This is a genomic window from Nocardia sp. NBC_01388 (assembly GCF_045040085.1).
Classification (GTDB): domain Bacteria; phylum Actinomycetota; class Actinomycetes; order Mycobacteriales; family Mycobacteriaceae; genus Nocardia.
The window spans coordinates 1,786,513-1,811,199 of record NZ_CP109553.1 but is presented as its reverse complement, the minus strand read 5'-3'; the positions used below and the strand labels follow the sequence as shown (position 1 = coordinate 1,811,199).

Sequence of the window (24,687 nt, the reverse complement as noted above, 5' to 3'; positions counted from 1 at the left end):
CCCCCAGCCTCGGACAGTTGAGGAGCACTATCCACGATTCAGCGATATTTGTCTGAGACAATAAGATCAGATGATCTTGCGTGCCATCCCGCTTCCGACCGGAAGGTCCACCCTCTCCGATTCGAAGCAAAATCAGCGGCCGCTTTCTGCTTCCGATCATGATCGGCCGCATGACACACTGAGACACCCGATCTTGGGAGGTCCTCTATGCCCGAACCGCGCCCGGGCGGCTTCCGGCGACTGCGCCGCCGCGCCGAATCCGACACCGTCGGACAGCCGCCGACCCGTGCGACCGTGCGCAATGCCAAGATCGTCGCCCTGCCTGTCGCCTATGCGGCACGGCGCGCGGGCGGTCTCGGCCGCCGGGCCATGGGACGGCCGGCCCGCGAGGTGGAGCTCGATATCCAGGCGCGCACCGCACAGCACATGTTCGAGGTGCTCGGTGAACTCAAGGGTTGCGCGGCAAAGCTCGGCCAGGTGCTCGCACTCTACGAATTGGCCCTGCCCGCCGAGCTGGGAGCACCCTATCGGGAGGCATTGAGCCAGCTGCAGGATTCCACCCCGGCCATGCTCCCGGGCGCGGTGTACGAGGCGATGGCCGCGAGTATGGGCGCGAATTGGCGGGACAGATTCACCTCCTTCGAACCGCGTTCCTGTGCCGCCGCCTCGGTCGGCCAGGTACATCGCGCGGTCTGGAGCGACGGCCGCCCCGTCGCGGTCAAGATCATGTACCCGGGCGCCCGTGAATCGGTACAGTCCGACCTCGCGCAGATCCGCCGACTCGCGCCCCTGGCAACGGTTTTCATGCCGGTGGCCGATACCCGCGCCCTGGCGGACGCCTTCACCGAATGCATCACCGAGGAACTCGACTACGCCAAAGAGGCTGCCGCACAGCAGGTTTTCGCCGAGGCCTACGCCGACGATCCGGACTTCGCCGTCCCGCAGGTGGTGCACCAGCAGGGGGATGTGCTGATCAGCGAATGGCTCGACGGTATTCCGCTGCCGCGCATCATCGCCTCCGGAGACCAGTCCGAGAAGGATCGGGTCGGCCTGCTGCTCCTGCGGTTCGTGGTCTCCAGCTTCGCGCGCACCGGACTGCTCTACAGCGATCCGCACCCCGGCAATTTCCGGGTACTACGCGACGGCCGACTGGGCATCGTCGATTACGGCGCCTGCCCACCGTTCCCGTCCGCTTTTCCCACGGCGGTCGGCGAGATCGCCGACGCGGCGCTCAACGGGTCCAACACCCTGCTGGAGGCCGTGCTGCGCGAGCACGGATTCATTTGCGCCGACGGCGATTTCGATATCGACGGACTGGTCGCCATGATGGCCCCCATCCGCGAGATCACCCTGCAGCACACCTCGCACCTGACCACCGCATGGTTGCGCAAGCAGGTACTTCGCGCCACCGAGCCACGGCTGTCCAATGTCAGCAGGCAACTCACCTCACCACCGGAGTACACCCCGATCGGGCGCACCATACTGGCCGGGGCCGGGGTGCTGTGCCAACTGGGCATCGAGGGGCCGTTGCGCGATGAACTGCACGCGTATCTACCGGAATGGCGGGCGGCGGTCGAACGCTTCCACCTGGGTGAGGGCCCCGCGGCCGGGACCCTCGCACGCGCGGGGAATCTCGTCACAGATGCATCCATTTCGGCCACAGCTGGGACCACGATTTCTTGATCCCGGTGCACTTCCAGAGGGTCACGTTCTGCGTATTGCCCGGGAATCCGATGCGGGTGTTCACCTTTCCCACCGGATCGACGTGCTCGAACTGGCCGCGCAGCACCGCCTCGTAGCTGCCCACGGCCAGCACCGCGGTGGCGTCGTCCGGCGGTGCGCCGAAGTAGCCGAATCCCCGGCTCGGGCTGTAGATATCCGGAAGCTGCTTGCGGCCGAACTCGTCCAATGCCGCTGCCTGCCAATAGGTATCGGTAATGATGACGGCGTTCGACTGCTCCTGCCGGCTAAGCCCGTCGAAGGCGCGATCCACCTCCTCGGTGAGTTCGCGCCAGCCGAAGGACCCGTAGACGCCGATATTGACGGCGGCCTCGGCATCGTCGACGGGCGGGCGCACCGAATCGGCCGAACGCCAGGGCGTGGAATACAGCACGAAAGCCGCGGCGCAGACAGCCAATATCGCGACGAGGGCAATGAGGAACCGCCGCCCGCCGCTGCCCATCCGCTCGGCGGTCGTCACCACACCGACCGCACCGGCGGCGATCAGCACGGCGTACATCCCGGCGGCGTAGTAGATCCGCCCGCCGGTGATCAGGAACGCCAGGAACAGCAGAATCAGCGTGATGCCGAGAAAACGGTAGGGCCGCAAGGACTCCCACGCCAGCAAGACCCACAGCCCGTAGAGCAGCAGTAGCGCGCCCAGGAATCCGGCGAGGCTCACCGACATCGGCACGAACTGCAGGCGCCCGCCGAGAATGCCCTGTTCCGCGCCGATCACCCGGCCCATCTCGAGCTGCGGCCAGTCGTGGCGGGACTGCCACAGCAACTCCGGCACCGTCACGAGCACCACGATCACACCGCCGAGCCACAGCAGCGGTCGCCGCACCAGATCGCGCGGCCCGAACACCAGACTGCTCGCGGCCACGGCCAGCCAGAAAAAGGGGATGAGCCACTTCACCTGCATGTCGATCGCCGTCACCAGGGCCGCGGCCAGGAGCAGCCGGTCCTCGCGGGTGCGTACCCAGCGCACCACCAGCCAGGTGATGATCACCCACAGCGCGGTGTCGACGGCATTGGTCGTCAGCATGGCGCCCTGCAGCAGCAGGAACGGTGACGTCGCGTACCCGACGGCCGCCAGCGACTGCGCCCACGGCCCGCCGCCGAATTCCCGGGCGAGCATGGCGCACAGGATGATTGCGGTCACCGTGAGCGCGACCGCGGGCAGCCGCAGCACGAAAAACGATTCCGGGGCGAGGATATCCATGAACCGCGCCACCATCGGCAGTACCGGACCCTGATCGGCGTATCCGAACGAGGGCCGCCGACCGGCCGCCAGGAAGTACAGCTCGTCACCGAAGTAGCCGTACCGCGTAGCCGAGAGCAGCAACACCACAGCGGCCGGAACGGCCACCGCGGCGACCGCCGGCCACGACAGGGCCGGGCGCTCATGAAATGCCGATTTCCGGCTGGTCGGATTCGGTTGCGCGGGACTGTCCACCACATCGGTCATCGGCATACTCCTGCATGGCGGGTACTGCTCGAAGTGACAAAAGCGGTCATTGGCGAATCTACAGCGTCCTCCGGAGCCCTCCCGCACACGAAACACCCTGCGACCCGTCCGGCGACGCGCGCGCCCGCTCGGGCGACCTCCGGAGTTCTATACTCGAATCTGCATGCGCCTGTCGCGCAACGCATTTCCGTCGAGGAGACCGGCATGCCCGAACCCACCCCCGAAACCAATCCGTACGGCACGCCCACCACCACCGGCCCGGAACCGATCCGGTCCTATCAGGGCGTGCTCAATACCGTCATCCGCACGCTGCTGAACGTCCCCGTCATCGGCAGCCAGCTGGGCAAGCGGCTGGTGACCCTGCACGTGACCGGCCGCAAGTCCGGCAAGGTCTACGACGTCCCCGTCGCGTACACGCGGCACGAGGGCGATCTGCTCATCGGCACCTCCAAACGCCCTTGGGTACGCAATATCCGCAAAGGCGTGCCGATCGAGGTCTCCCTGGGCGGCCCGCAGCGCGGCGCCGACGCCGAGGTGTTCGAGGACAGTGAATCGGTCATGCGGCTCTACGACCTCATTGCCCGCGACAATAGGCAGAACGCCAAATTCAATGGCATCGGCTTCGATCCGGACGGCACTCCGCACCAGGCCGATATCTACCAGACCTGGCAGCAGGGCGGCGTGGTCATTCGGGTCACCCTGCGCTGAACCGTCTCCGGCACACAACCCGGACCGACTCGGCGCACGGCTGAACCGCATCCGGCACACGGCTGATCCGACTCCGGCGCACGCCGGGCCGCCGAGCTACTTCGCGATGTGCGCCTGGACGTAATCCTCCGCCGACAATCCCACCAGCACCTGCCGAACCACCGGCGGCGCCCAAGCCGCCGACGCATCGTGCCCCACGACCGGATCGCTCAGGGGCACTATCCGTCCCCGCGTCTCGAGCTCGAACTTGCCCGCCGCGCGAATGTTCTTCAGCCAGTCCACATCCCGGCCGTAGGTGAGCGCGATGCGGTAGCCGTCGCCGCGCCGGAACACGGTGACCGGCGACCGATAGACACGGCCGGACTTACGCCCGACGTGGATCACGATCCCGAATCCGGGTGCGATGCGCGCCATGACGCCGAGTACGGGATTGGTGATCCGCCGATTGATTCTCGCGAGCGCCCGTGGCAGCGGCATATCTCGTCCTCTCCGACAGTGAGATCCTCGCCGTTGCTCAGCAGCGCAGCAGAGATCAAAACGGTTGCGTCCCAGAGATTACGCCGCCGCCGCACGGTCCGGGCCGCATCGCCGCTCCCCGCCCTGGTTAGGGTGCACCTGAGACCGCCGGCACCGCGGCGGCACAGGAGGGAGCGCTCATGTCGGAGCTGATCGCGGTCTACGACGCCGCCGGTCACGAGGTCGGCGTCGAGGAGCGGGCCGTGGTGTACGCCCGGGGACTCTGGCATGCCAGCGCGGGCGTCCTGGTGCGTTCACTCGACGGTGAACGCATCTACGTGCACAAACGCACCGCTACCAAAGCCGTCTTCGCCGGCATGCACGACTGCCTCGCCGGCGGCGTCCTCGACCCCGGCGAGGACCCGGCCGCCGCCGCGATCCGCGAGCTGGGCGAAGAACTGGGAATCGAGCCGGGCCCCAACGACGATCGCCCCCGCCCCCTGGTCACCGCCGCATGGGACGGCGAATGGGCAGGCCGCCCCATGCGCTGCCACCTCTTCGCCTACGAGGTGCGCTCCGACGGCCCCATCCGGCATCAGCCCGAGGAGATCGCCGACGGCTGGTGGTGGACCGACGCCGAACTCCGCATCCACCTGGCCGACCCCTCCTGGCCCTTCGTCCCCGACACCCGCCGAATGATCCCCGATCTACTGCGCCCGCTGCCGTGAGACCAGTCACAGTAGCTGCTTGTTAGCTTGGCGTAAGGAACGCGCTTATGTAGCGTCCTGCCTGTTCAGCTCCGGTCTGCCGGCCGAAGCCGCGTCGTGAATGCACCGGCGCAGTGCGGGCCGCGCGAGAAATACACACCGGTCCGCATCCGACATCGAGAACAGGATGAGGGATCGATCGTGAAGACATCTGCACAACTGTGGCTGAGCCGTGGAATCATCACGGGCACAGTGCCACTGGCCGTCGCGGTCGCCTGCGCCAGCGTGGTCTCGGCCGCCCCGGCCTCGGCCGAAGACATCCAGGACCTGGCACTGCCCGCCGTGGTGCTGCCCGGCATCGGCCTGCCCGGTGCCGATCTCTCGAGCTTCACGGTGCCTGTCGGGGATCTGTCGAAGCTGCGGGTGCCCGCCGCCGAGGTAGCCGGTGTGCCACTGCCGGACATCACCCTGCCCGCTGTAGTGCTGCCGAGTGATGTGCAGTTGCCCGCGCCCGCCGATCTGAGCATCCCAGCGCCCGCGGATCTGGCTGTGCCGCAACTGTCCCCGCAGGACCAGCAGCGGCTGAGCAATGCCGGCATCGGCGCTGCGATCGGTGGGGCGGCGGGCACGCTCGTGGCCCTCCCCGTGGCGCTGGTCATTCTCTCCGGCGGTGTGGCCGTCGGGGCCGCCGCCGGTGCCGCGATCGGCACCGCGGTCGGTCTCGGCGCGGGTATCCCGACCGGGCCGGGCATGGTCGGAACCGGGTTGACCGGTTTTGTCATCGGTGGTGCCGTCGGGTCAGCCGTGGGCTGCGCGGCCGGTGTGGCGGCCGAACTCGCCATGGGCGCCGTAGGCGCCGGCATCGGCGCCGCGATCGGTGCATCGATCCCCGTCTCCTGAGACGCGGCAACCGTGTCACCTCGAAACCCGAGGCGGATCCGGACACGACGCCACTAGGGCGCCGGCCCGCCGTGGATGTTCGGGTGGTGCGCCGCGGCGGCCGGCACATCGGCGGGCGATCCGCCCAGCGGACCCTGCAGGAATGCGGCCACGCTGTCGCCGGCCGCACGCTGGGTGTCCACCGGTCCGCGCGCACCTCCGATGAACTGGGCGACCACCTACCGTGCGGGTGCGGCGAGGAACAGCGGCGCATCGGTGAAGCTGAAGTGATTCGCCTCGGCGATCTCGTAGCGGAAGCCGCGGGCCCGCAGGTGCTGAATGAGGCTGCGACTGCGCTCGAGATACTGCGCGGAATGGCCGGTCTCCGAATGATCGCTCTCCAGCAGCAGGAACGGCCGCTGCAGCGCGCGGTCGGGGATCGCCGTAGAGCGTGCCGTCGATATTCACCGCCGCTATGATCCGTGGATCCAGCGCCGCGACCGCGACAGCGGTCGCGCCACCGAACGAATGTCCTACCGCCGCAATGTGCTCGGTGTCCAGGCGGCCCGCGAGCAGGCCGACAGCATCGGAGCGGTCGAGCTGATCGACGACAAAACGCAGATCCGCCGCGCGCACTGAAAGCTGCTCGGCCATATAGCGATCGCCGTCCGCGGCATTGTCCGGGAAATGCCCGGCCGGCGTCGCGATCGTGCCATCTGCCAGTAGAAGCTCTCCAGCACCCATTGGACCAGACATCCGATGACCAACAGCGGCAACATAATCGACGTGACGCGCCCGGCCCGGCGCCACGGCCGCCACCATGGCGAAGAGTATGGCGGCACCGGGGACAACCGCATCGATGATCGACATTGCGTCGAGCATTGCGCATCGGGCACCGTCACCACGTCGGCGGAAAGTGGCGTTTCAGGTCATCCCCCAGGATGATCCCGAAACGCCTACCTCCGAAAACGAGAACAGCCCATCCGATGTCCCGCGCGACCCGGATGGGCTGTTTACGTTTTGCGGCTCAGGCGCCGGTGCTACCGGTGAACAGACCCTGCAGGGTCTTGATCAGAACCGAAGCCAGGAAATCCGAGGCGGATCCGGACACGCGCTACTCCTCATCTATCAATGACAGTCGAACATCCGAAGCATGCACGTTCCAGATTCATCGGCGGAGGATTTCCACAAGAAAATCTCAGAATCTGACACTTGATTATTGGTAGAACGTGTTCTAGCTGCAGTTATGTCAATACGGCACAAGTGTGCTATGCATCACAATTCTAGCCGGACGAGGCGGACGACCCCGCCCACGCCGCGAAGGCGCCCGGATTGCGTGTCTGCAGCAGCACTCGCCCCGGCCCGATGAAGTCGAAAACGAAGCCCTCGCCGGACTTCAGTGACTGCAGCGATCGCCCCGACACCGCCCGGCGAATGGAGAAGTTCATGGCCAGGTCGTAGGCGACCACATGCCCGGTATCGATGGTCACCGGCTCCCCCGGCGCCAGATCGATGACATCGATGGCCCCGAACACACCGAGCACCACCTCACCGTCGCCATGGGCCCGCAGGCCGAAACCACCCTCGCCGCCGAACAGATTCGCCAGTCCGCCCCATTTCGCCTCCACGGTGACCGCGGCCGAATTGGCGATCCAGCCGCCACGGCTGATGAAGAACGGCCGATCCTGCGTAATGGCCAGCGACAGCATGTCGCCGGGCAGTGCGGGCGCGACATCCACCCAGCCGCCTTCGGCCGGTGCGGTGAAGGTGGAGACGAACAGCGATTCGCCCGCCAGCACCGACCGCTTCAGCCCGGCGATGAGGCCGCCTTCGACCTTGGCGGCCAAGGAAACTCCCGCGGAATGCGCGACCATCGCACCGCTCTCGACCCGCATGGGCTCGCCCCCGGCCAGAAAGCAGCGGGCAATGGTCGACGACGGATTGTGCCGCAGCTGAACCTTCATGTCACGGGACGTTAGCAGCGAAAACCTCGCGTGCGGGCACGATCCCGGCGCGTCTCTCACCACAGGTCGAGCCATCCCGCCCCACGCACGCTCCCGAGGTGGAATGATGCCGACCGCACCGTCCACCGCGCCATCCCTGAGCTGAAGGAGATCCACACCGGTGAACATCGAACCGCACGCGCATACCCTCGACGGCGACCCCGCCCGGCAGCCCCGCCGAATTCGTCTGGGGCGCAAGGCGCTACGGCGGATCGGACTCCTCGGTGCGGCCATCGCGATCACCGTACTGGTGAGCGGGCGCGCTCAGGCCATGCCGAATCAGCTGCGCGACACCGCGCCGGGGTGCTCACCCGCCGCGGCCGGGCAGCCCAATGGCATGCAGTGGCAGGCCGAGCCGGGCATGACCATCGATCCGAATTCGGCCTACACCGCGACGCTGCAGAGCAATTGCGGCACCATCGCCCTGAGCCTGGACGCGGCCCGGGCGCCGCAGACGGTGAACTCCTTCGTCTTCCTGGCCGGGCAGCAGTACTTCGATCACACCAAATGCCACCGCCTGACCACGCAGGGCATTTTCGTCCTGCAGTGCGGTGATCCGACGGCCAGCGGCACCGGCGGCCCGGGCTACCACTTCACCGATGAGAACCTCGCGGGCGCAACGTATCCCGCGGGCACCGTGGCCATGGCGAATTCCGGGCCCAATACCAATGGGAGCCAGTTCTTCCTGGTGTACAAGGATTCCCAGCTGCCGCCCAACTACACCCCGTTCGGCCATGTCACCGCCGGTCTGGATGTGCTGCAGAACATTGCCGCCGCCGGTGTCGAGGGCGGATCCGGCGACGGCTCGCCCGCAGCGGAGGTCACTCTCGACTCCGTCTCGGCCACGCAGGGCTGATCTCAGCCCAGATGCCGCATGTTCGGCCACTCGTGCGACCACGATTCGTGCGGGTGGTCACAGCGCCAGAGGGTGATATCGCGGGTGACGCCCGGAATGCCCAGGCGCGCATCGGCCCGGCCGGCCGCCGTCACGTCCGTACACCACTTGCGAGGTTCGACGCCGTCACCGCCGACCCACAGCACCGTCGTCGCCGTTTCCGGCGGGGTGCCGAAGTAGCCGAAGCCGCGGCTGGGGCTGTACACCGCGGGCAGGCCGTATTTCCGGCGAACGGTGTCCAATGAGCTTGCCTGCCAGTAGGAATCGCCGATCACCACGGCATTCGCGCGTTCATCCGGCGGCAGCGCCGTATAGGCCGCGGCGGTCGCCTCGCCCAGTTCACGCCGGCCGAAGGGCCCGTAGACGGTGGGCTGAGCAGCCGCATCGGACTCGTTCGCGGCGGGCTCGATCTGCGACTCCGGCTTCCACGGCAGCGAGACCGCCACGGTCAGCACCGAGGCGACCACCAGCTCTCCCGCCAGCCGGCGCCGCCAACCGGCCATTCGCCGCGCGGCGAAGACGCCGCCGGTGGCCATGACCGCGCCGTAGCAGCCCGCGCCGTAATACGGTCGGCCTACTGCTTCCTGGGTGTGGCCAGCCCCGGAAACAGTGGCGCCCGCTACTCCGCACGAGGGTGCGAGGTAGCGGGCGCAGACGCGAAGAGTTACTTGCCGCCCTCGGTGAGGGTTACCGGCTTGGCGCTGTAGCCACTGCCGGTGACATCGATATTCTGCGATTTCAGCAGGTCGAGGGCCTTGGCAGCGTATTCGGTGGTGTACGCGGCGGCGTCCGGATCCTTGGTGAGCACGGTCGCGCCCTCCTGATTGCGGGTGGTCTTCGCAATGGCGACGGTGCGATCCCAGGCGGACTTGTCCACCATGCCGATGCCGTTGGGCGAGGGCCAGATCAGCTTGTTCACCTCGGTGATCTGCCACTCCTGATGACTTGCGCCGAGGGTGGAGCCGGCGGCAACCGTGATATCACGGCACTTGTCGACATTGTCGCGGCAGAAGGCCCACCCCTTGAGCGAGGCGGCGATGAACTTCACCGTCTGGTCGGCGTACTTGCTGTCCTTCAGCTTGTCGGTATTGGCCCAGATGGCGTCCTGCAGCATGCCCACGCCCTGGTCGTTCCAGTCGATGAGATTGAAATCGTCCGGGGTGTACAGCTTTCCGGTGGCCGGATTCTTCACCTCCAGCAGCTGCGCGTACTCGTTGTACGACATCGCCTGTGCGGCATCGATATCGTGCGAGAGGAAGGCGTTCATATCGAACTGCTGCTGCACCAGTTCGACGTCCTTGGCCGGGTCCAGACCGGCCTTGGTCATCCCCGCGAAGAGCTCGAATTCATTGCCGTAGCCCCAGTTTCCGACCTTCTTACCGCGCAGGTCGGCCGGGCTGTTGATACCGGCCGTCTTGAAGGAGACCTGTTTGGTGCCCGAGCGCTGGTAGATCTGCGCCACATCGGTGATGCCCGCTCCGGCCTCCCGCGAGGCCAGGGCCTTCGGCACCCAGGCGATGGCGTAGTCGGCCTGCCCCTGTGCCAGCACGGTCTGCGGCACGATATCGGTTCCGCCGTCGAGGATGTCGACGTCGAGACCCTGCTCCTTGTAGAAGCCCTGGTCGACAGCGGCCAGATACCCGGCGAACTGCCCCTGTTTGAACCACTGCAGCTGCAGCTTCACCTTGGTGAGGCCATCGGAGGTGGTGGTGCTGTCGGATGTACTGCACGCCGTCAGTGCTGCCAGGCTCAGCACCACGGCGGCCAGACAGGCCCGGAAGCGATATTTGTGTGTGGTACTTCTCATTTCGATCTCCAGAGGGTGGTGCGGGGTCGGCGAGTGAGCTGTTCGAGTAGCAGCACGGCGGTCAGGAACAGCAGGCCCAGGATCATGGCGGCGGTGACATAGGCCCAGGCGCGGGGATAGGCGGTATTGGCGGCGGCGGAGGTGATGCGACTGCCGAGTCCGTGCTGCAGGCCGCCGAAGTATTCGGCGATGATCGCCGCGATCACCGCGCCCGGCGCGGCAATCCGCAAGCCGGTGAACAGGTGTGGCAGGGCGGCGGGCAGTCGGACCGTGCGGGTGATCTGCCACCCGGTGGCGGCGTACGCGGTCATGAGGTCGGACTGCACCTGCGGTACCTGGCGCAATCCCCGGACGGTGCTGACGAATACCGGGAAGAACACCACGATCGCGGCGACCAGCCGGCGTGGGAAATCGGTGGTCGTGGAGTACATGGAGTTCAACAGCGGCGCGAGCGCCACGATCGGCACCGCCGCCGCGCCCGCCGAGAGCGCACCGAGCAGACCGCCGACCACTTCGAACCGCACCGCCAGCATGGCCGCGGCGATACCGAGGAACGCGCCGACGAAAAGCCCTATGAGCGCATTGGTTCCGGTGGCCACGGCGGCCTTGGCGATGGCGTCGAAATTACTGGAGAAAGCATCGGCGATCGCCGATGGCGACGGCAGCAGGAAGGACGGCACCCCCGCCGCGACAGTGAGCAACTGCCAGAGCGCGAGCATGGTCACACCGAAGAGCACCGGCGGCAGACCGGTTTTAAGTATGCGGGTCACCGGATATCCCGTCCCGCAGTGGTGTTCGGCTCGGTGCCGTGTCCTTGGTGCAGGGCGGCGCGCACGGCGGCGACCGCCGCGAAGAAGGCATCACTGGAGCGCACATCGGTCTCGGCGTGCCGGTCCCAGCCGCCGGTTTCCAGCACCGCGGTGATCCGCCCGGGTCGGGGCGTCATGACCACCACCCGATCGGAGAGGAATACCGCCTCGGGAATGGAATGCGTGACGAAAATGACTGCGGCCCCGGTCTCTTCGGCAATGCGCAGCAGCTCGCCCTGCATGCGCTCGCGGGTCATCTCGTCGAGTGCCCCGAAGGGTTCGTCCATGAGCAGCAGCGGCGGTTTGCGGGCCAGGGCGCGGGCAATGGCGACGCGCTGCTGCATACCGCCGGAGAGCTCGCCGGGATAGCGGCGGGCGAAATCGGTCAGGCCGGTGATCTCCAGCAGTTCCGCGCTGCGGGCCCGGCGTTCGCGCTTGCCGATACCGTGCAATTGCAGCGGTAGTTCGACGTTTTCCTGCACGGTGCGCCAGTCCAGGAGTCCGGCCTGCTGGAAGGCGATGCCGTAGTCCTGATCCATCCGGGCCTGGCGCGCGGACTTGCCGTGCACCACAACGGTTCCCGAACTCGGCTGCTCCAGGTCGGCGACAATGCGCAGCAGGGTGGACTTACCGCAGCCGGAAGGTCCGATGAGCGAGACGAATTCACCGGCGGCGACCGTCAGGCTCACCTCTTGCAGGGCGGTGACCGCACCCGCGGTGAAGATCTTGCCGACCGCGCCCAACTCCACGGCGGAGACGGAATCGGCTGGTGCGGGCGGCTCTTGGGCCAGGGATGCTTCGACGGTCACTGGGTACCTCCTGACGAACGGCCGCGGCTGTAGCGGCGCAGCGCGACCTCGGCCAGCCCGACCAGGGCGGTGAGCACCACGCCGAGCAGGGCGGCCGCGATGACAGCGGCATACAGCCGGGCGGCATTACCGGTGGACTGCTGGGAGAACACGATGATCTGGCGGCCGATGCCACCGGCTGTGCCGGTGGAGATCTCGGCGACCACCGACCCGATCACCGCCGCGGCCGCGCCCAGACGCAGGGCGGGCAGCAGATAGGGCACGGAGGCGGGCAATCGCAGATGCAGCAGGGTGCGCCACCAGCCGGCCGCGCAGCTGTGCAGCAATTCCACCGAGGCCCTGGACGGCGATTGCAAGCCGCGCAGCATGCCGATGGCGACCGGGAAGAACACCAGGTAGGAGGCGATCACCACAATGCTCATCCAGGGCTGCCAGGGCTGCCCCGCGATATGGACGCGACCGCCCCAGCCCGCCACCAGCGGAGCGAGCGCGATCAGTGGAATCGTCTGAGAGACGATCACATACGGCAGCAGGCCGCGCTCGACCCACACGAACCGCTGCATGAGCACGGCGAGCGCGATGCCCACCACGGTGCCCGCCACCAGGGCCAGCAACGCCAGCCCGAAGGTGAATCCCGCCGTGTGCAGCAGGGTGACGCCGACGGTGCGTTTCCCGTCGCGCTCGCCGAGCACCGTGATCACCGCCCACACGTGCGGCAGTGCCCCGTCGGAGGTGCGCGGCAGCACGCGGGTGCTGCCGAGGCTGACGCCGTTGGCGGGCACCAGATCTTTCACCAGTTCCCAAGCGGCGAGCAGCAAGACGAATGCCGCCACGGGATAGCCCGCGCCGCGCAGCAGCGCCATGCCACGGCTACGGGCGGACCCCGCGAATTCCGAGCGCGGCGGCAGCACCGCCGCCGCGAGATCGAGCACCGGCTCGGGCGCCACCGTTGTCGAGTCGGTCATAGTCGATCGCCTGAGAAGCTCGGAGGCCACCGCCCGGCGTGGCCGTAATTCGGTAATCGCAGCGAATCACGCACCGCTGTCACTGTTTTCACGAAGCACTCACTGTCGCCGTGACCGGATGTGCGAGACGCGGGAGCACCGATTCGCCGTATGCCTCGAGGGTCGAGGTCTTGGCATCGTGCTGCAGATAGACCGCGAACTGGTCGACGCCGAGCGCCTCCAGTTCGCGCAATCGCACCAGATGCTCATCGGGACTGCCGATCAGGCAGAACCGATCCACGATGGAATCGGGCACGAAGTCGGCGTGCGTATTTCCGGCGCGCCCGTGCTGGTTGTAGTCGTAACCCTGCCGGCCCGCGATGTATTCGGTGAGCGCCTCCGGAACCTCGCTGTCGGCACCATATTTGGTGACGATATCGGCGACATGGTTGCCGACCATGCCGCCGAACCAACGGCATTGCTCCCGTGCGTGTTTCAGTCCCGGCACCGTCCCGTCGGTGATGTAGGCGGGGGCGGCGACGCAGATCGTCACCTCCTTCGGGTCCCGTCCGGCGCGTTCGGCGGCGGCCCGGACCCGGGCGATGGTCCACGCGGTGATATCCGGATCGGCGAGCTGCAGAATGAAGCCGTCCGCCACCTCACCGGTGAGATCGAGTGCGCGCGGCCCGTATCCGGCCACCCACACCGGCAGCCGCGAGGACTGCGCCCACGGCAGCCGGACGGTGGTATCGCCGATGGTTGCGGTGCGGCCGTTGCCGAGTTCCCGGATCACCTCGATCGATTCGCGCAGTGTCGCCAGATTGGACGGTCGCCCGCCCAGCGTGCGCACGGCCGAATCCCCGCGCCCGATACCGCAGATGGTGCGATTGCCGAACATCTCGTTCAGCGTGGCGAAGGTCGAGGCGGTCACCGTCCAATCCCGGGTGGCCGGGTTGGTGACCATCGGCCCGACCACGACTTTCCGGGTGGTGGCCAGGATCTGGCTGTAGATCACATACGGCTCCTGCCACAGCAGGTGCGAGTCGAAGGTCCATACGTGCGAGAAGCCGTGCGTCTCCGCGATTCTCGCCAGTTCCACGACCCGTGAGGCGGGCGGCGTGCATTGCAGAACCACTCCGATATCCATGCGGGCACCCTCCGTTCGAATCAGATGAGGTTCTGGGACAGTTCGCGTTTCACGAAGCGGCCGTGACCGGCCGTGCCCAGGTACTGCCCGGCATCGATGACGACGCGGCCCCGCGAGAGCACCGTGTCCACATGCCCGTCGATCTCGAAGCCCTCGTAGGCCGAATAATCCATATTCATGTGATGGGTCTTGCCGAGCCCGATGCTGGTGTGCCCGTTCGGGTCGTAGATCACGATGTCGGCGTCGGCGCCCGGGCTGATGACGCCCTTGCGCGGGTACATGCCGAACATGCGCGCCGGGGTCGTACAGCACACCTCGACCCACTTCTCCAAGGAGATGCGGCCGTCCTTCACACCCTGGAACATGAGGTCCATGCGGTGTTCGACGCCGCCGATCCCATTGGGGATCTTGCTGAAATCACCGACACCGAGATCCTTTTGCCCCTTCATGCAGAAGGGGCAGTGATCGGTGGCCACACTGGTGACATCGCCGGTGCGAAGGTACCGCCACAGCTCGTCCTGATGCCCCTCCTCCCGGGATCGCAGCGGTGTCGAGCACACCCACTTCGCGCCCTCGAAACCCGGTGCGCCCAACTGCTCTTCGAGCGAAAGGTACAGGTATTGCGGACAGGTCTCGCCGAAGACGTTCTGCCCCCGGCCCCGTGCGGTCGCGATCTGTTCGAGCGCCTGTTTCGCCGAGACGTGCACGACGTACAGCGGCGCACCGGTCACCTGCGCCAGCATGATGGCGCGGTGCGTGGCCTCCTCCTCCAATTGCCAAGGCCGCGAGGTGCCGTGGAAGTAGGGCGAGGTATCACCGCGCTGGATCGACTGCTCCACGAGCACATCGATGGCAATGCCGTTCTCGGCGTGCATCATCAGCAGGGCCCCGAGGTCGCCGGCGCTCTGCATGGCGCGCAGGATCTGCCCGTCGTCGGAGTAGAAGACACCCGGGTAGGCCATGAAGAGCTTGAAGCTGGTGACACCCTCGGACACCAATTCCGCCATGCCCTCGAGGGATTCGGCGTTCACGTCACCGATGATCTGATGGAATCCGTAGTCGACGGCGCATTTGCCCGCCGCCTTCTGATGCCACAGCGCCAGGGTGTCCTGCACGCGCTCACCCGGCTTCTGGATGGCGAAGTCGACAATCGTGGTGGTGCCACCCCACGCCGCGGCCCGGGTCCCGGTCTCGAAAGTGTCCGAGGCCTCGGTGCCGCCGAACGGCATCTGCATATGCGTATGCCCGTCGACGCCACCGGGAATCACATACTTGCCGGTGGCGTCGATGACCACGCCGGCGGCCGCGGCGAGATCGCTGCCGAGCGCGGTCGAGCCCGGTTGCACCACTGCCGCAATGGTTTCGCCGTCGACCAGTACGTCGAGCAGCTGGGAACCGGTGGTGGACACCACCGTTCCGCCGTGAATGAAAGTAAGCATCAGGGGTTCACCAGCGGTCCGTAGGCGTCCGGGCGGCGGTCGCGATAGAAGGCCCAGCGGTCGCGCACCACCTTGATCAGATCCATATCGAGGTCGCGGACCACGAGCTCCGGGCTGGTGTCCGAGGCCACCTCACCGACGAACTTGCCCTCCGGGTCGACGAAGTAGCTGGTGCCGTAGAAATCGTCGTCACCGAGCTCTTCGATGCCGACCCGGTTGATCGCCCCGATGTAGTACTCGTTGGCCACCGCCGAGGCCGGCTGCTCGAGCTTCCACAGATAACTCGACAGCCCGCGCGAGGTGGCCGAGGGATTGAAGACGATCTCCGCGCCCGCCAGGCCCAGCGCCCGCCAGCCCTCCGGGAAGTGCCGGTCGTAGCAGATGTAGACGCCGACCTTGCCGACCGCGGTATCGAAGACCGGCCAGCCCAGATTGCCGGGCCGGAAGTAGAACTTCTCCCAGAAGCCGGTGACCTGGGGAATGTGGTGCTTACGGTATTTGCCGAGGTAGCTGCCGTCGGCGTCGATGACCGCGGCGGTGTTGTACAGCAGACCGGACTGCTCCTGCTCGTACACCGGCAGCACCATCACCATGCCGAGTTCCCGCGCCAGCGCCGCGAACCGGTCTACCGTGGGACCGGGCACCGATTCCGCGTAGTCGTAGAACTTGGCGTCCTGGACCTGGCAGAAATAGGGCCCGTAGAACAGCTCCTGGAAGCAGATCACCTTGGCTCCGGCCGCGGCGGCCTGCCGCGCATAGTCCTCATGCGCCTTGATCATGGATTCTTTGTCGCCGGTCCAGTTCGTCTGGACCAGCGCAGCTCGAACGATTGCCATACTTTGTGATACTGCACCCGAAACGAATTTCGTTGTGTTACAAGTTGACGGAAACAGTTTCGTGACCGTAAATCCTGGGGGCAGTGGCGGTCACTTCGTATGCGCCGACGCAGAATGGCACTGTGACAACGGAACTCGGCCCGGCTACTGCCGACGGCGCATCCGGCGCCGCGGCGGCCCCCACGAGCCCGGCGGTCGCCGAGTTCCTGGCCGGTGTGCACGATCGCACCGCGGCCGGTATCGCCGCCGCCGTCAGTCACCGCATCCGCTCCGGGGCGCTCACACCCGGAACCCGCCTGCCCACCGTGCGCGAGGTCGCACGCGCTCTCAAGGTCTCCCCCGCCACGGTCAATCAGGCCTGGCGGGCGCTGGCCGGGGCCGGGGCCATTGTGGCGCGCGGGCGGGCCGGAACGTTCGTGGGCACGCCCCCACCGCCCGTACCCCTCACCGCGGCGAGCCGGTACCAGCGGCTGCACTCGCAGTCCGATAAGAATTTCCGCATCGACCTCTCGCGCGGTATCCCCGACCCCGCGCTGCTGCCCGACCTCACCTCGGCCCTGCGGGTGCTGGGCGGTGACGATGCCATCGACGATCTGTCCGCCACCTATCTGGGCGAGGCGGTGCTGCCCGAACTCGAGGCCACCGTGCGCGCCGACTGGCCCATGCGCGCCGAACGCTTCACCGTCCTGGACGGCGCGCTCGACGCCGTGGACCGCCTGCTCGCCGCCCATGTCCGCCTCGGCGATGCGGTACTCGTCGAGAATCCGTGCTTCCCGCCCTTCCTCGACCTGCTCTCCCGGATCGGCGCACGGGCGATCCCCGTCGGCATGGACGAATCCGGCCTGCTGCCCGGCGAACTCACCCTCGCCCTGGACCGCTACTCCCCCACGGCCCTGCTCCTGCAGCCACGCGCCCAGAACCCCACCGGCGCTTCACTTTCCGCCCGCCGAGTACGCGAACTCACCGATATCCTCACGGACGTCGACCTGCTCATCATCGAAGACGATCACTCCGACGGCATCGCGCACTCCCCGTTGCGCTCCCTCGGCAGCCGTCTCCCCCGCCAGGTCGTCCACATCCGCTCGTACTCCAAATCCCACGGCGCCGACCTGCGCCTGGCGGTCGCGGGCGGTCCCGCCGAATTCCTCGATCCCCTCATCGAACGCCGCATGCTCGGCCCCGGCTGGACCAGCCGCCTCCTGCAACGAGTCCTCCTGCACATGCTCACCGACGAAATCGCCCGCACCACGGTCGCCACCGCCCGCACCACCTACCGCATGCGTGCGGAAACCCTACGCAAATCCCTGGCCCGCCAGGGCATTACCGTCGTCCGCGGTGACGGCATCAACCTCTGGCTCCCGGTAGCCGACGAGAACGCCGCCATGGTCTCCCTCGCCGCCGCAGGCATCAAAGCCGCCCCCAGCGGCCCCTTCGAGGTCACCGACCACCCCCGCACCGACCACCTCCGCCTCACCATCGCCGCCCTCCACGACGACGAAATCCCCGGCCTGGCACTACATCTCGCCACCGCCGCCAACGCCGCACCGACCTACCGCCGCATCCGCCGCGTCTGACACAGGTTCAGAGCGGCACCGTCGGCCACCAGTGGCCGGCCAGTTCCTCGCCGGTCACACCGACCGACGCCTCGATGCTGCGGAAACTTCGGGCGGCATCGTCGAATTGAATGTCCGGCATGCCGGTCGGCCGACCGCCGATATCCTCGCCGCCGACGGAACCGACGCCGATACCGTTGCCCACACCATGCGGCCGCTACTTCCGGCCCGCTGCCAGCGCTGGTCACCCAGCACGCTTTCGTCCTTGTCGACTTCGAGGGCCATGGGTGCGCGATCGACATTGCAGTCGACGAACAGCCAATCCATGGCACTCCTTCTCGGGAAAGGCGCTGTCCCGGTGAGCAACTCGAACAGGGTGCAACCGAGCGCGTACACATCCGCCCGGTGACCGAACGATTCACCCGCCAGCAATTCCGGTGCGGCGTAGTCGAGCGTCGCGAGCACGGAGCCCGCCTCGGTCAGCGCCGCCGTATCGGCAATCGGCCGGGCCGCCCCGAAATCGGAGATGTTCACCGGATCCGGCTCCCCCGCACGCGATTCGATCAGGATATTGGCCGGTGTCACATCCCGGTGCAGCAGGCCGACGCGGTGCGCCTCGTCGAGACCGCTCGCCGCGCCGGCCACAATCCGAACCGCCTCGCCCGCAGGCAGGCTTCCGGGATGGCGCCCGATCAACTCGGCGGCGTCGGTGCCGTCGATGAAACCCATGGCGAGCCAGAGACATCCGCGTTCGATGCCCCGGTCGTATACGGGCACGATATTCGGATGATCAAGCCGGGCCACCAATTCCGCTTCGCGCACGAAGCGGGCGGTCAGCTCGAAAGCATCGCTGCCGCCGGAAGGCAGCACTTTCCTGTCCAGCTTCCTGTCCAGTGTGACCCATGCCACAATTCTCGAGTCGTCCATGGCAAATCACGTAACAGCAGGGCAGTCGTAGGACGATTCCCTCGTCGAGGCAGAACATCAACGAGGATCGATGGAGGGGCATTTGAAGACGATCATTCGAGGCGTTGCCGGACTCGCCGCCACCGCCGCCGCAACAGGAACGCTGCTGGCCGCGGGTACCGGCGTCGCCGCCGCGGACGACTGGCCGGTGCAGAACCCCAACAGCCCGGTAGAGGTATACGAGGCCACGGGCTTTCTCACGCCGGACAATCCCGCGTACTGGAATCCGCTGGATTCCCGGCAGCGGCTGACCTCGCCCTACGGCAACAGCACGCGCGTGGTCTGCACTGCTTTCCATGGCGTGACCATGAGCTGCTGGCAGGCCGATCAGGATGGCAATCCGCACCAGCTCACCCGGCTGCCGTTCAACTTCCCCAATTTCACCGGCTCGAGCGCCCCCGGCGGTGGCCCCAGCCACTTCGTCTACCCCGGCTTCATCCCCGGCATCAACTGATCCCGAGCCGCCGCGGTCCGCCGCGCGCACTCTGCTCGACCCACCCATGACAAGACCGAACACCCCGTCTCGGGGTCGCACAGCACAGACATCTGCTGTCCGACTCGGGGACGGGGTGTTCGCTTCTGGGCGGCTGTGCGGTCAGGCGACGGCGAGGACTTCGTCGCGGGCCAGGAGATCGGCGTAGAAACCGTTGTGTGCCAGGAGTTCCGCGTGGGTGCCGCGCTCGGCGATCCGGCCGTGATCGAGTACCGCTATCTGGTCCGCGTCTCGGATCGTGGAGAGCCGGTGCGCGATGGTGATGGTGGTTCGCCCGGCGGACAGAGCGTCGATGGCTTCCTGGACCTCGCGCTCGGTGCGGGTATCGAGGGCACTGGTGGCCTCGTCCAGGACCAGGATCGGCGGATTGCGGAGGATGGTGCGCGCCACCGCGAGTCGCTGCTTCTCACCACCGGAGAAGCGGTAGCCGCGCTCGCCGACCATGGTGTTGTAGCCGTCCGGGAGGCCGGAGATGTGGTCGTGGATCTGTGCGGCGCGGGCCGCGGCGTGCAATTCCTCTTCTGTCGCATCGGGTTTGGCGAAGCGCAGATTGTCCGCGACCGAGGCGTGCAGCAGGTAGGTCTCCTGGGAGACGACCCCGACCGTGGCCGACAGATCGGCGAAGCTCATATCCCGCACATCGATTCCATCGATGGTGACACGACCGGAACCGACATCGTATAGTCGCGCCGCCAGATATCCGAGTGTGGTCTTACCGGAACCGGTCTCACCGACCAGCGCCAGACTGGTGCCGGCGGGGACGCTGATATCGATGTCCTCCAGGACCTTCCGATCGGCATCGTAGGAGAACCCGACCTGCTCGAAGCGCACCGCGCCGACCACTCCGCCGGCAGGCAGTTCCGCGGGCTTCTCGGGCGCGGCGATATCGGGCCGCAGATCCAGGTATTCGAAGATCCGGCCGAACAGTGCCAGCGAGCTCTGCACTTCCACACCGGTGGAAAGCAATTGGACCGCGGGGCGCAATAGTCCGGCCTGCAGGGTCGTGAAGGCGACCAGGGTGCCGATGGACACCAGCTGATGCCCGGAGGCGGAGGTCAGCCCGGCCGCCCAGTAGACGACCGCGGGCATGGCCGCCATGACGATGGTGATGGTCGATTGCCGCCAGCGCCCGGCCATTCCGGAGCGAATCTCCAGATCCACCAGGCCACGCGATTCGCGGGCGAAATCGTCGATGAGCGCGGGCGAGCGACCCATGGTGCGGCCCAGCAGGATTCCGCTCACCGACAGCGACTCTTCGACAATGGCCGACATTCCGGCCAGCTGCTTCTGCCGCTCACCGGTAATGCGCCGGCGCTCGGACCCGACGCGGCGGCTGATCCAGACGAAGAACGGCAGCATGACCAGCGAGACCACCGTCAGCCGCCAGTCCAGGGCGATCATGGCGATCACGGCCGCGAGTACCGAGGTGAAGTTGGCGATCAGCGAGGTCGCGGTCGAGGTGACCGTCGACTGCATGCCGCCGATGTCATTGGCGATGCGCGACTGCACCTCACCGGTGCGGGTCGTGGTGAAGAACGACAGTGGCATGGACTGCAATCGCGCATAGACCGCAGTGCGCAGATCATGCATGACCGACTGCCCGACCGCGGTCGAGAGATAGGTCTGCCAGACGCCGAACACCGCGGTCAGCGTCGTGACGGCGATCATGCCGAGGGCCAGCAGCGTCAGCAGCCCCGTGCGGCCGTGCGGAAGCGCGTCGTCGAGGACCGCTCGCAACATGAACGGCGAGGCCAGACCGACGATGGACGACAGCGCGACCAGCACCCCGACCAGCACGAGCCGGGAACGATAGGGATGGAACAACCGGAGTATCCGGCGAAGTTCGGATCGGGCAGCCATAGGCGCCTCCTTCCAGCGGAACTTCCCCTCATAACTGAGCTTGACTCACAATTATTCCATACAACTGTGAGCTATGCTCAGCATTATGGAGAAAGCATCCGACAGCGACCTCCCCGACCTGTTCCTGCGCACCGCCAAACGCATCCGGCACGCCCAGCTGGCCGACCTCGCCCCCCTCGGCCTCACCCCGGGTCAGGGTCGCGCCCTGCGCATTCTCGACCGCGCCGGCGAACCCCTGCGCATGTCCGCCCTCGCCGAACGCCTGGGCATCGTCCCCCGCTCCGCCACCACCGTGGTCGACACCCTCGAAGCAGCGGGGATGGTCACCCGCGCCACCGACCCGGCCAACCGCCGCGCCACCCTGGTCTCACTCACCGACGCGGGCCGCGACGCCCTCACTCACATGTCGGACGCCCGCCGCCGCGCCGCCCGCGACCTGTTCGCCAGCCTTCCCCCGGACCGCCGCGAAACGCTCCGCGAGATCCTGGCGGAACTGGACACTGCCGGATCGGGCGTAGTTACCAAACCTCAGACACACAGCGTTGGGTAACGGCGTTCGTCCCGCAACGATCCGCAGAACCCGGGACGCACGCGAAAGGGCCGCGCTTCCAACGGAAGCGCGGCCCTGACGATTCGGCGGTTTACAGGTACTGGCCGGTGTTCGACTCGGTGTCGATCGCGCGGCTGGCACTGGCGTTCTTGCCGGTCACCAACGTGCGGATGTATACGATCCGCTCGCCCTTCTTACCCGAAATACGAGCCCAGTCATCAGGATTCGTGGTGTTGGGCAGATCCTCGTTCTCGGCGAACTCATCCACGATGGAGTCGTAGAGGTGCTGAATCCGCAGACCGGGGGTACCGGTGTCGAGGACGGACTTGATGGCGTACTTCTTGGAGCGGTCCACGATGTTCTGGATCATGGCGCCGGAGTTGAAGTCCTTGAAGTACAGGACCTCCTTGTCACCGTTGGCGTAGGTGACCTCCAGGAAGCGGTTGTCCTCGCTTTCCGCGTACATGCGCTCCACGACGTGTTCGATCATGGACTTCACGCACTTGTCGCGCTCGCCGTTGAACTCGGCGAGATCGTCGGCGTGCAGCGGCAGCGTCGAGGTCAGGTACTTCGAGAAGATGTCCTGTGCCGCTTCGGCATCCGGCCGCTCGATCTTGATCTTCACGTCCAGGCGGCCGGGCCGCAGGATGGCCGGGTCGATCATGTCCTCGCGGTTGGAGGCGCCGATGACGATGACGTTCTCCAGGCCCTCGACACCGTCGATCTCCGACAGCAGCTGGGGCACGACCGTGGTCTCCACATCGGAGGAGACACCGGACCCGCGGGTGCGGAAGATCGAGTCCATCTCATCGAAGAACACGATCACCGGGGTGCCCTCGGAGGCCTTCTCACGAGCCCGCTGGAAGATGATCCGAATGTGGCGCTCGGTCTCACCCACGAACTTGTTCAGCAGTTCGGGACCCTTGATGTTCAGGAAGAACGATTTGGCTTCCTTGGCATCCTGACCGCGCGCCTCGGCGATCTTCTTGGCGAGGGAGTTGGCAACGGCCTTGGCGATCAACGTTTTACCGCAACCGGGCGGGCCGTAGAGCAGCACACCCTTCGGGGGACGCAGCGCGTACTCACGGAACAGATCCTTGTGCAGGAAGGGCAGTTCCACCGCATCGCGGATCTGCTCGATCTGCCGACCCAGGCCACCGATATCGTGGTAGTCGACGTCCGGCACTTCCTCGAGCACGAGATCTTCGACCTCTGCCTTGGGAATTCGCTCGTAGGCGAAGCCGGCCTTGGTATCAACCAGCAGCGAATCACCCGGCCGCAGTTTGCGAATGGGGCGATCCGGATCATCGAGATTGTCGGCTTCGGCGAGTTCGGACAGCGGCCCGGACAGCCACACCACCCGTTCCTCGTCGGCATGGCCGACCACCAGTGCTCGACGACCGTCGTCGAGAATCTCGCGCAGCGTGCCAAGTTCGCCGATTTTATCGAAAGGACCAGCCTCGACCACGGTCAGCGCTTCATTGAGACGCACGGACTGGCCGTAGATGAGGGTGGTGGTGTCGATATTCGGCGAGCACGTCAGGCGCATCTTGCGTCCTGAGGTGAACACGTCGACCGTCTGATCCTCGTAGACACCAAGCAGGACACCGTAACCGCTCGGCGGCTGACCGAGCCGGTCCACTTCCTCACGGAGAGCGACGAGTTGCTGCCGCGCCTCCTTGAGGGTGTCCATCAGTTTGGTGTTGCGAATTGTCAGCGAATCAACGCGCGCTTCCAATTCCCGTGAGTGATCCGGCGAGTCGGCGAGTTGCCTCCGGAGTGCAGCCGCCTCGGCTCGTACAGCCTCGAGTTCCCTCCAGGCCGCCGAATCCGAATTTTCGATGGGGCTCATAATGCTGCTCCTCCCAGTCCCGGTCTACCAACGCTACCGGGGAATACCCAATCTCGCTTTCCGACATGGTTTCGTCGTGATCACATCTAGGCGGCGGCTGCCGACCCGGGTGAACATGTTAGCCTGCCCTAACATATTACCGGCGAGTTAATCGCCGGCCGAGCCGAAAGGGTGCCGTCGATGCTCCTTCCCACCAGCCGGACTCCTCGTATGCGTAACGCCACGAGGACGCTTCGTGTTTCCGTGGCTACCGTTGCGGCGGCCGTCGCCGTTACCGCCACTCTGGCGGGCTGCGGCTCCGATGACAAGAATTCCGCCGCTGCCACCTCGACCGCCACGACCAGTGCCGCGGTGGTGGCCACCGCGCCGGCCCCGACCGCGGACCAGCTCCAGGCCGTGCTGACCGCGTTCGCCGATCCGGCGAAGCCCGCCGCCGACAAGGCGAAACTGGTGGTCGACGGCGATAAGCGAATTCCACTGATCGAGACCATGAATCAGGGTCTGGCGAACTACGCGGTGACCTTCGCGGTCACCTCGATCACGAACAACGGCAATCAGGCCGATGCCAAGGTGACGGTCGGTTCCCCGCACGGCAGCATGCCGGATGTGCCGATGAGCTTCCAGTATGTGGACGGTTCCTGGAAGCTCGCCGACTCCGGCGCGTGCACCATCCTCGGCATGGCCCGCGCCGCCTGCCAGCCCTGATCGCCTCCGGGCGATCGAAGCCGTTCCGGCCGAGCTGAATTCGACCGTGCCCCCTTCCGCGTGGAAGGGGGCACGGTGC

At 66.6% G+C, this 24,687-nt stretch carries 25 protein-coding genes; 10 read left to right on the top strand and 15 right to left on the bottom strand.

Features of this window, described 5'->3' with window-relative positions; genetic code table 11:
* Positions 1-207: 207 nt before the first annotated feature.
* Positions 208-1,683 carry an ABC1 kinase family protein gene (locus OG716_RS08385; RefSeq protein ID WP_405137095.1) on the top strand — a complete coding sequence of 492 codons (1,476 nt, stop codon included), beginning with the start codon at positions 208-210 and terminating at the stop codon, positions 1,681-1,683.
* Here OG716_RS08385 and OG716_RS08380 read toward each other — a convergent pair.
* Positions 1,637-3,190: a glycosyltransferase family 39 protein gene (locus OG716_RS08380; RefSeq protein WP_405137094.1), complete on the bottom strand. Its 1,554-nt coding sequence runs from the start codon at positions 3,188-3,190 to the stop codon at positions 1,637-1,639. The genes OG716_RS08385 and OG716_RS08380 overlap by 47 nt on opposite strands.
* A gap of 204 nt (positions 3,191-3,394) precedes the next feature.
* Between OG716_RS08380 and OG716_RS08375 the strand changes: the two genes are divergently transcribed.
* Positions 3,395-3,898 (top strand): nitroreductase/quinone reductase family protein, encoded by a 504-nt coding sequence (locus tag OG716_RS08375; RefSeq protein WP_405137093.1) that lies wholly within the window; start codon positions 3,395-3,397, stop codon positions 3,896-3,898.
* A gap of 96 nt (positions 3,899-3,994) precedes the next feature.
* Here OG716_RS08375 and OG716_RS08370 read toward each other — a convergent pair whose 3' ends face one another.
* Positions 3,995-4,375 (bottom strand): nitroreductase family deazaflavin-dependent oxidoreductase, encoded by a 381-nt coding sequence (locus tag OG716_RS08370; RefSeq protein WP_405137092.1) that lies wholly within the window; start codon positions 4,373-4,375, stop codon positions 3,995-3,997.
* Between the two features lie 179 nt (positions 4,376-4,554).
* Between OG716_RS08370 and OG716_RS08365 the strand changes: the two genes are divergently transcribed.
* The gene (locus tag OG716_RS08365; RefSeq protein ID WP_405137091.1) at positions 4,555-5,082 is read left to right on the top strand and encodes an NUDIX domain-containing protein; all 528 of its coding nucleotides are present in this window, start codon (positions 4,555-4,557) and stop codon (positions 5,080-5,082) included.
* A gap of 180 nt (positions 5,083-5,262) precedes the next feature.
* On the top strand, positions 5,263-5,961 hold the full coding sequence (locus tag OG716_RS08360; RefSeq protein WP_405137090.1) for a hypothetical protein: 699 nt from the start codon (positions 5,263-5,265) through the stop codon (positions 5,959-5,961).
* 53 nt (positions 5,962-6,014) lie between these two features.
* Here the strand turns inward: OG716_RS08360 and OG716_RS08355 are convergent, their stop codons facing one another.
* Positions 6,015-6,143, bottom strand: coding sequence for a hypothetical protein (locus OG716_RS08355; RefSeq protein ID WP_405140304.1), 129 nt, complete (start codon positions 6,141-6,143; stop codon positions 6,015-6,017).
* A gap of 556 nt (positions 6,144-6,699) precedes the next feature.
* On the opposite strand from OG716_RS08355, the gene OG716_RS08350 reads away from it, so the two are divergent.
* Positions 6,700-6,885, top strand: coding sequence for a hypothetical protein (locus OG716_RS08350; RefSeq protein ID WP_405137089.1), 186 nt, complete (start codon positions 6,700-6,702; stop codon positions 6,883-6,885).
* Positions 6,886-7,223: 338 nt separating this feature from the next.
* On the opposite strand, the gene OG716_RS08345 is transcribed toward OG716_RS08350, so the two are convergent.
* The gene (locus OG716_RS08345; protein WP_355121903.1) at positions 7,224-7,904 is read right to left on the bottom strand and encodes a TIGR00266 family protein; all 681 of its coding nucleotides are present in this window, start codon (positions 7,902-7,904) and stop codon (positions 7,224-7,226) included.
* A gap of 160 nt (positions 7,905-8,064) precedes the next feature.
* Here OG716_RS08345 and OG716_RS08340 point away from each other — a divergent pair, with 160 nt between their 5' ends.
* Positions 8,065-8,799 carry a peptidylprolyl isomerase gene (locus OG716_RS08340; RefSeq protein ID WP_405137088.1) on the top strand — a complete coding sequence of 245 codons (735 nt, stop codon included), beginning with the start codon at positions 8,065-8,067 and terminating at the stop codon, positions 8,797-8,799.
* A gap of 2 nt (positions 8,800-8,801) precedes the next feature.
* Here OG716_RS08340 and OG716_RS08335 read toward each other — a convergent pair whose 3' ends face one another.
* The 8 genes from OG716_RS08335 to OG716_RS08300 all read right to left on the bottom strand — a co-directional run bounded on the left by OG716_RS08335 (position 8,802) and on the right by OG716_RS08300 (position 16,629).
* Positions 8,802-9,374 carry a hypothetical protein gene (locus tag OG716_RS08335; protein ID WP_405137087.1) on the bottom strand — a complete coding sequence of 191 codons (573 nt, stop codon included), beginning with the start codon at positions 9,372-9,374 and terminating at the stop codon, positions 8,802-8,804.
* 128 nt (positions 9,375-9,502) lie between these two features.
* Positions 9,503-10,645 carry an ABC transporter substrate-binding protein gene (locus tag OG716_RS08330; protein WP_405137086.1) on the bottom strand — a complete coding sequence of 381 codons (1,143 nt, stop codon included), beginning with the start codon at positions 10,643-10,645 and terminating at the stop codon, positions 9,503-9,505.
* A complete protein-coding gene (locus tag OG716_RS08325) occupies positions 10,642-11,415 on the bottom strand; it encodes an ABC transporter permease subunit (RefSeq protein WP_355121913.1) in 774 nt (257 codons plus the stop codon). The genes OG716_RS08330 and OG716_RS08325 overlap by 4 nt, the downstream gene beginning before the upstream one ends.
* Positions 11,412-12,263 carry an ABC transporter ATP-binding protein gene (locus tag OG716_RS08320; RefSeq protein WP_405137085.1) on the bottom strand — a complete coding sequence of 284 codons (852 nt, stop codon included), beginning with the start codon at positions 12,261-12,263 and terminating at the stop codon, positions 11,412-11,414. Before OG716_RS08320 ends, OG716_RS08325 begins: the two co-directional genes overlap by 4 nt.
* The gene (locus OG716_RS08315) at positions 12,260-13,228 is read right to left on the bottom strand and encodes an ABC transporter permease (protein WP_405137084.1); all 969 of its coding nucleotides are present in this window, start codon (positions 13,226-13,228) and stop codon (positions 12,260-12,262) included. Before OG716_RS08315 ends, OG716_RS08320 begins: the two co-directional genes overlap by 4 nt.
* An 88-nt stretch (positions 13,229-13,316) precedes the next feature.
* Entirely contained in the window at positions 13,317-14,354 is a 1,038-nt protein-coding gene (locus OG716_RS08310) for a TIGR03842 family LLM class F420-dependent oxidoreductase (RefSeq protein WP_405137083.1), read from the bottom strand.
* Between the two features lie 20 nt (positions 14,355-14,374).
* Entirely contained in the window at positions 14,375-15,793 is a 1,419-nt protein-coding gene (hydA, locus tag OG716_RS08305; protein WP_405137082.1) for a dihydropyrimidinase, read from the bottom strand.
* Positions 15,793-16,629: a nitrilase-related carbon-nitrogen hydrolase gene (locus tag OG716_RS08300; protein ID WP_355121921.1), complete on the bottom strand. Its 837-nt coding sequence runs from the start codon at positions 16,627-16,629 to the stop codon at positions 15,793-15,795. The genes hydA and OG716_RS08300 overlap by 1 nt, the downstream gene beginning before the upstream one ends.
* Positions 16,630-16,751: 122 nt before the next feature.
* Here OG716_RS08300 and OG716_RS08295 point away from each other — a divergent pair, with 122 nt between their 5' ends.
* Complete coding sequence (locus tag OG716_RS08295; RefSeq protein WP_405137081.1) at positions 16,752-18,203, top strand: PLP-dependent aminotransferase family protein; 1,452 nt, start codon at positions 16,752-16,754, stop codon at positions 18,201-18,203.
* A 54-nt stretch (positions 18,204-18,257) separates the two neighbouring features.
* Here OG716_RS08295 and OG716_RS08290 read toward each other — a convergent pair whose 3' ends face one another.
* The gene (locus OG716_RS08290) at positions 18,258-19,109 is read right to left on the bottom strand and encodes a serine/threonine-protein kinase (protein WP_405137080.1); all 852 of its coding nucleotides are present in this window, start codon (positions 19,107-19,109) and stop codon (positions 18,258-18,260) included.
* Between the two features lie 82 nt (positions 19,110-19,191).
* Here OG716_RS08290 and OG716_RS08285 point away from each other — a divergent pair, with 82 nt between their 5' ends.
* Complete coding sequence (locus OG716_RS08285) at positions 19,192-19,602, top strand: hypothetical protein (RefSeq protein WP_405137079.1); 411 nt, start codon at positions 19,192-19,194, stop codon at positions 19,600-19,602.
* Between the two features lie 141 nt (positions 19,603-19,743).
* Here OG716_RS08285 and OG716_RS08280 read toward each other — a convergent pair whose 3' ends face one another.
* Positions 19,744-21,501, bottom strand: a complete 1,758-nt coding sequence (locus OG716_RS08280; protein ID WP_405137078.1) for an ABC transporter ATP-binding protein — start codon at positions 21,499-21,501, stop codon at positions 19,744-19,746.
* An 85-nt stretch (positions 21,502-21,586) separates the two neighbouring features.
* Between OG716_RS08280 and OG716_RS08275 the strand changes: the two genes are divergently transcribed.
* Entirely contained in the window at positions 21,587-22,051 is a 465-nt protein-coding gene (locus OG716_RS08275) for a MarR family winged helix-turn-helix transcriptional regulator (RefSeq protein ID WP_405137077.1), read from the top strand.
* A 91-nt stretch (positions 22,052-22,142) separates the two neighbouring features.
* Here OG716_RS08275 and arc read toward each other — a convergent pair whose 3' ends face one another.
* Positions 22,143-23,903 (bottom strand): proteasome ATPase, encoded by a 1,761-nt coding sequence (gene arc / locus OG716_RS08270; protein WP_355121937.1) that lies wholly within the window; start codon positions 23,901-23,903, stop codon positions 22,143-22,145.
* A gap of 243 nt (positions 23,904-24,146) precedes the next feature.
* On the opposite strand from arc, the gene OG716_RS08265 reads away from it, so the two are divergent.
* The gene (locus OG716_RS08265) at positions 24,147-24,608 is read left to right on the top strand and encodes a hypothetical protein (RefSeq protein WP_355121939.1); all 462 of its coding nucleotides are present in this window, start codon (positions 24,147-24,149) and stop codon (positions 24,606-24,608) included.
* Positions 24,609-24,687 lie beyond the last annotated feature (79 nt).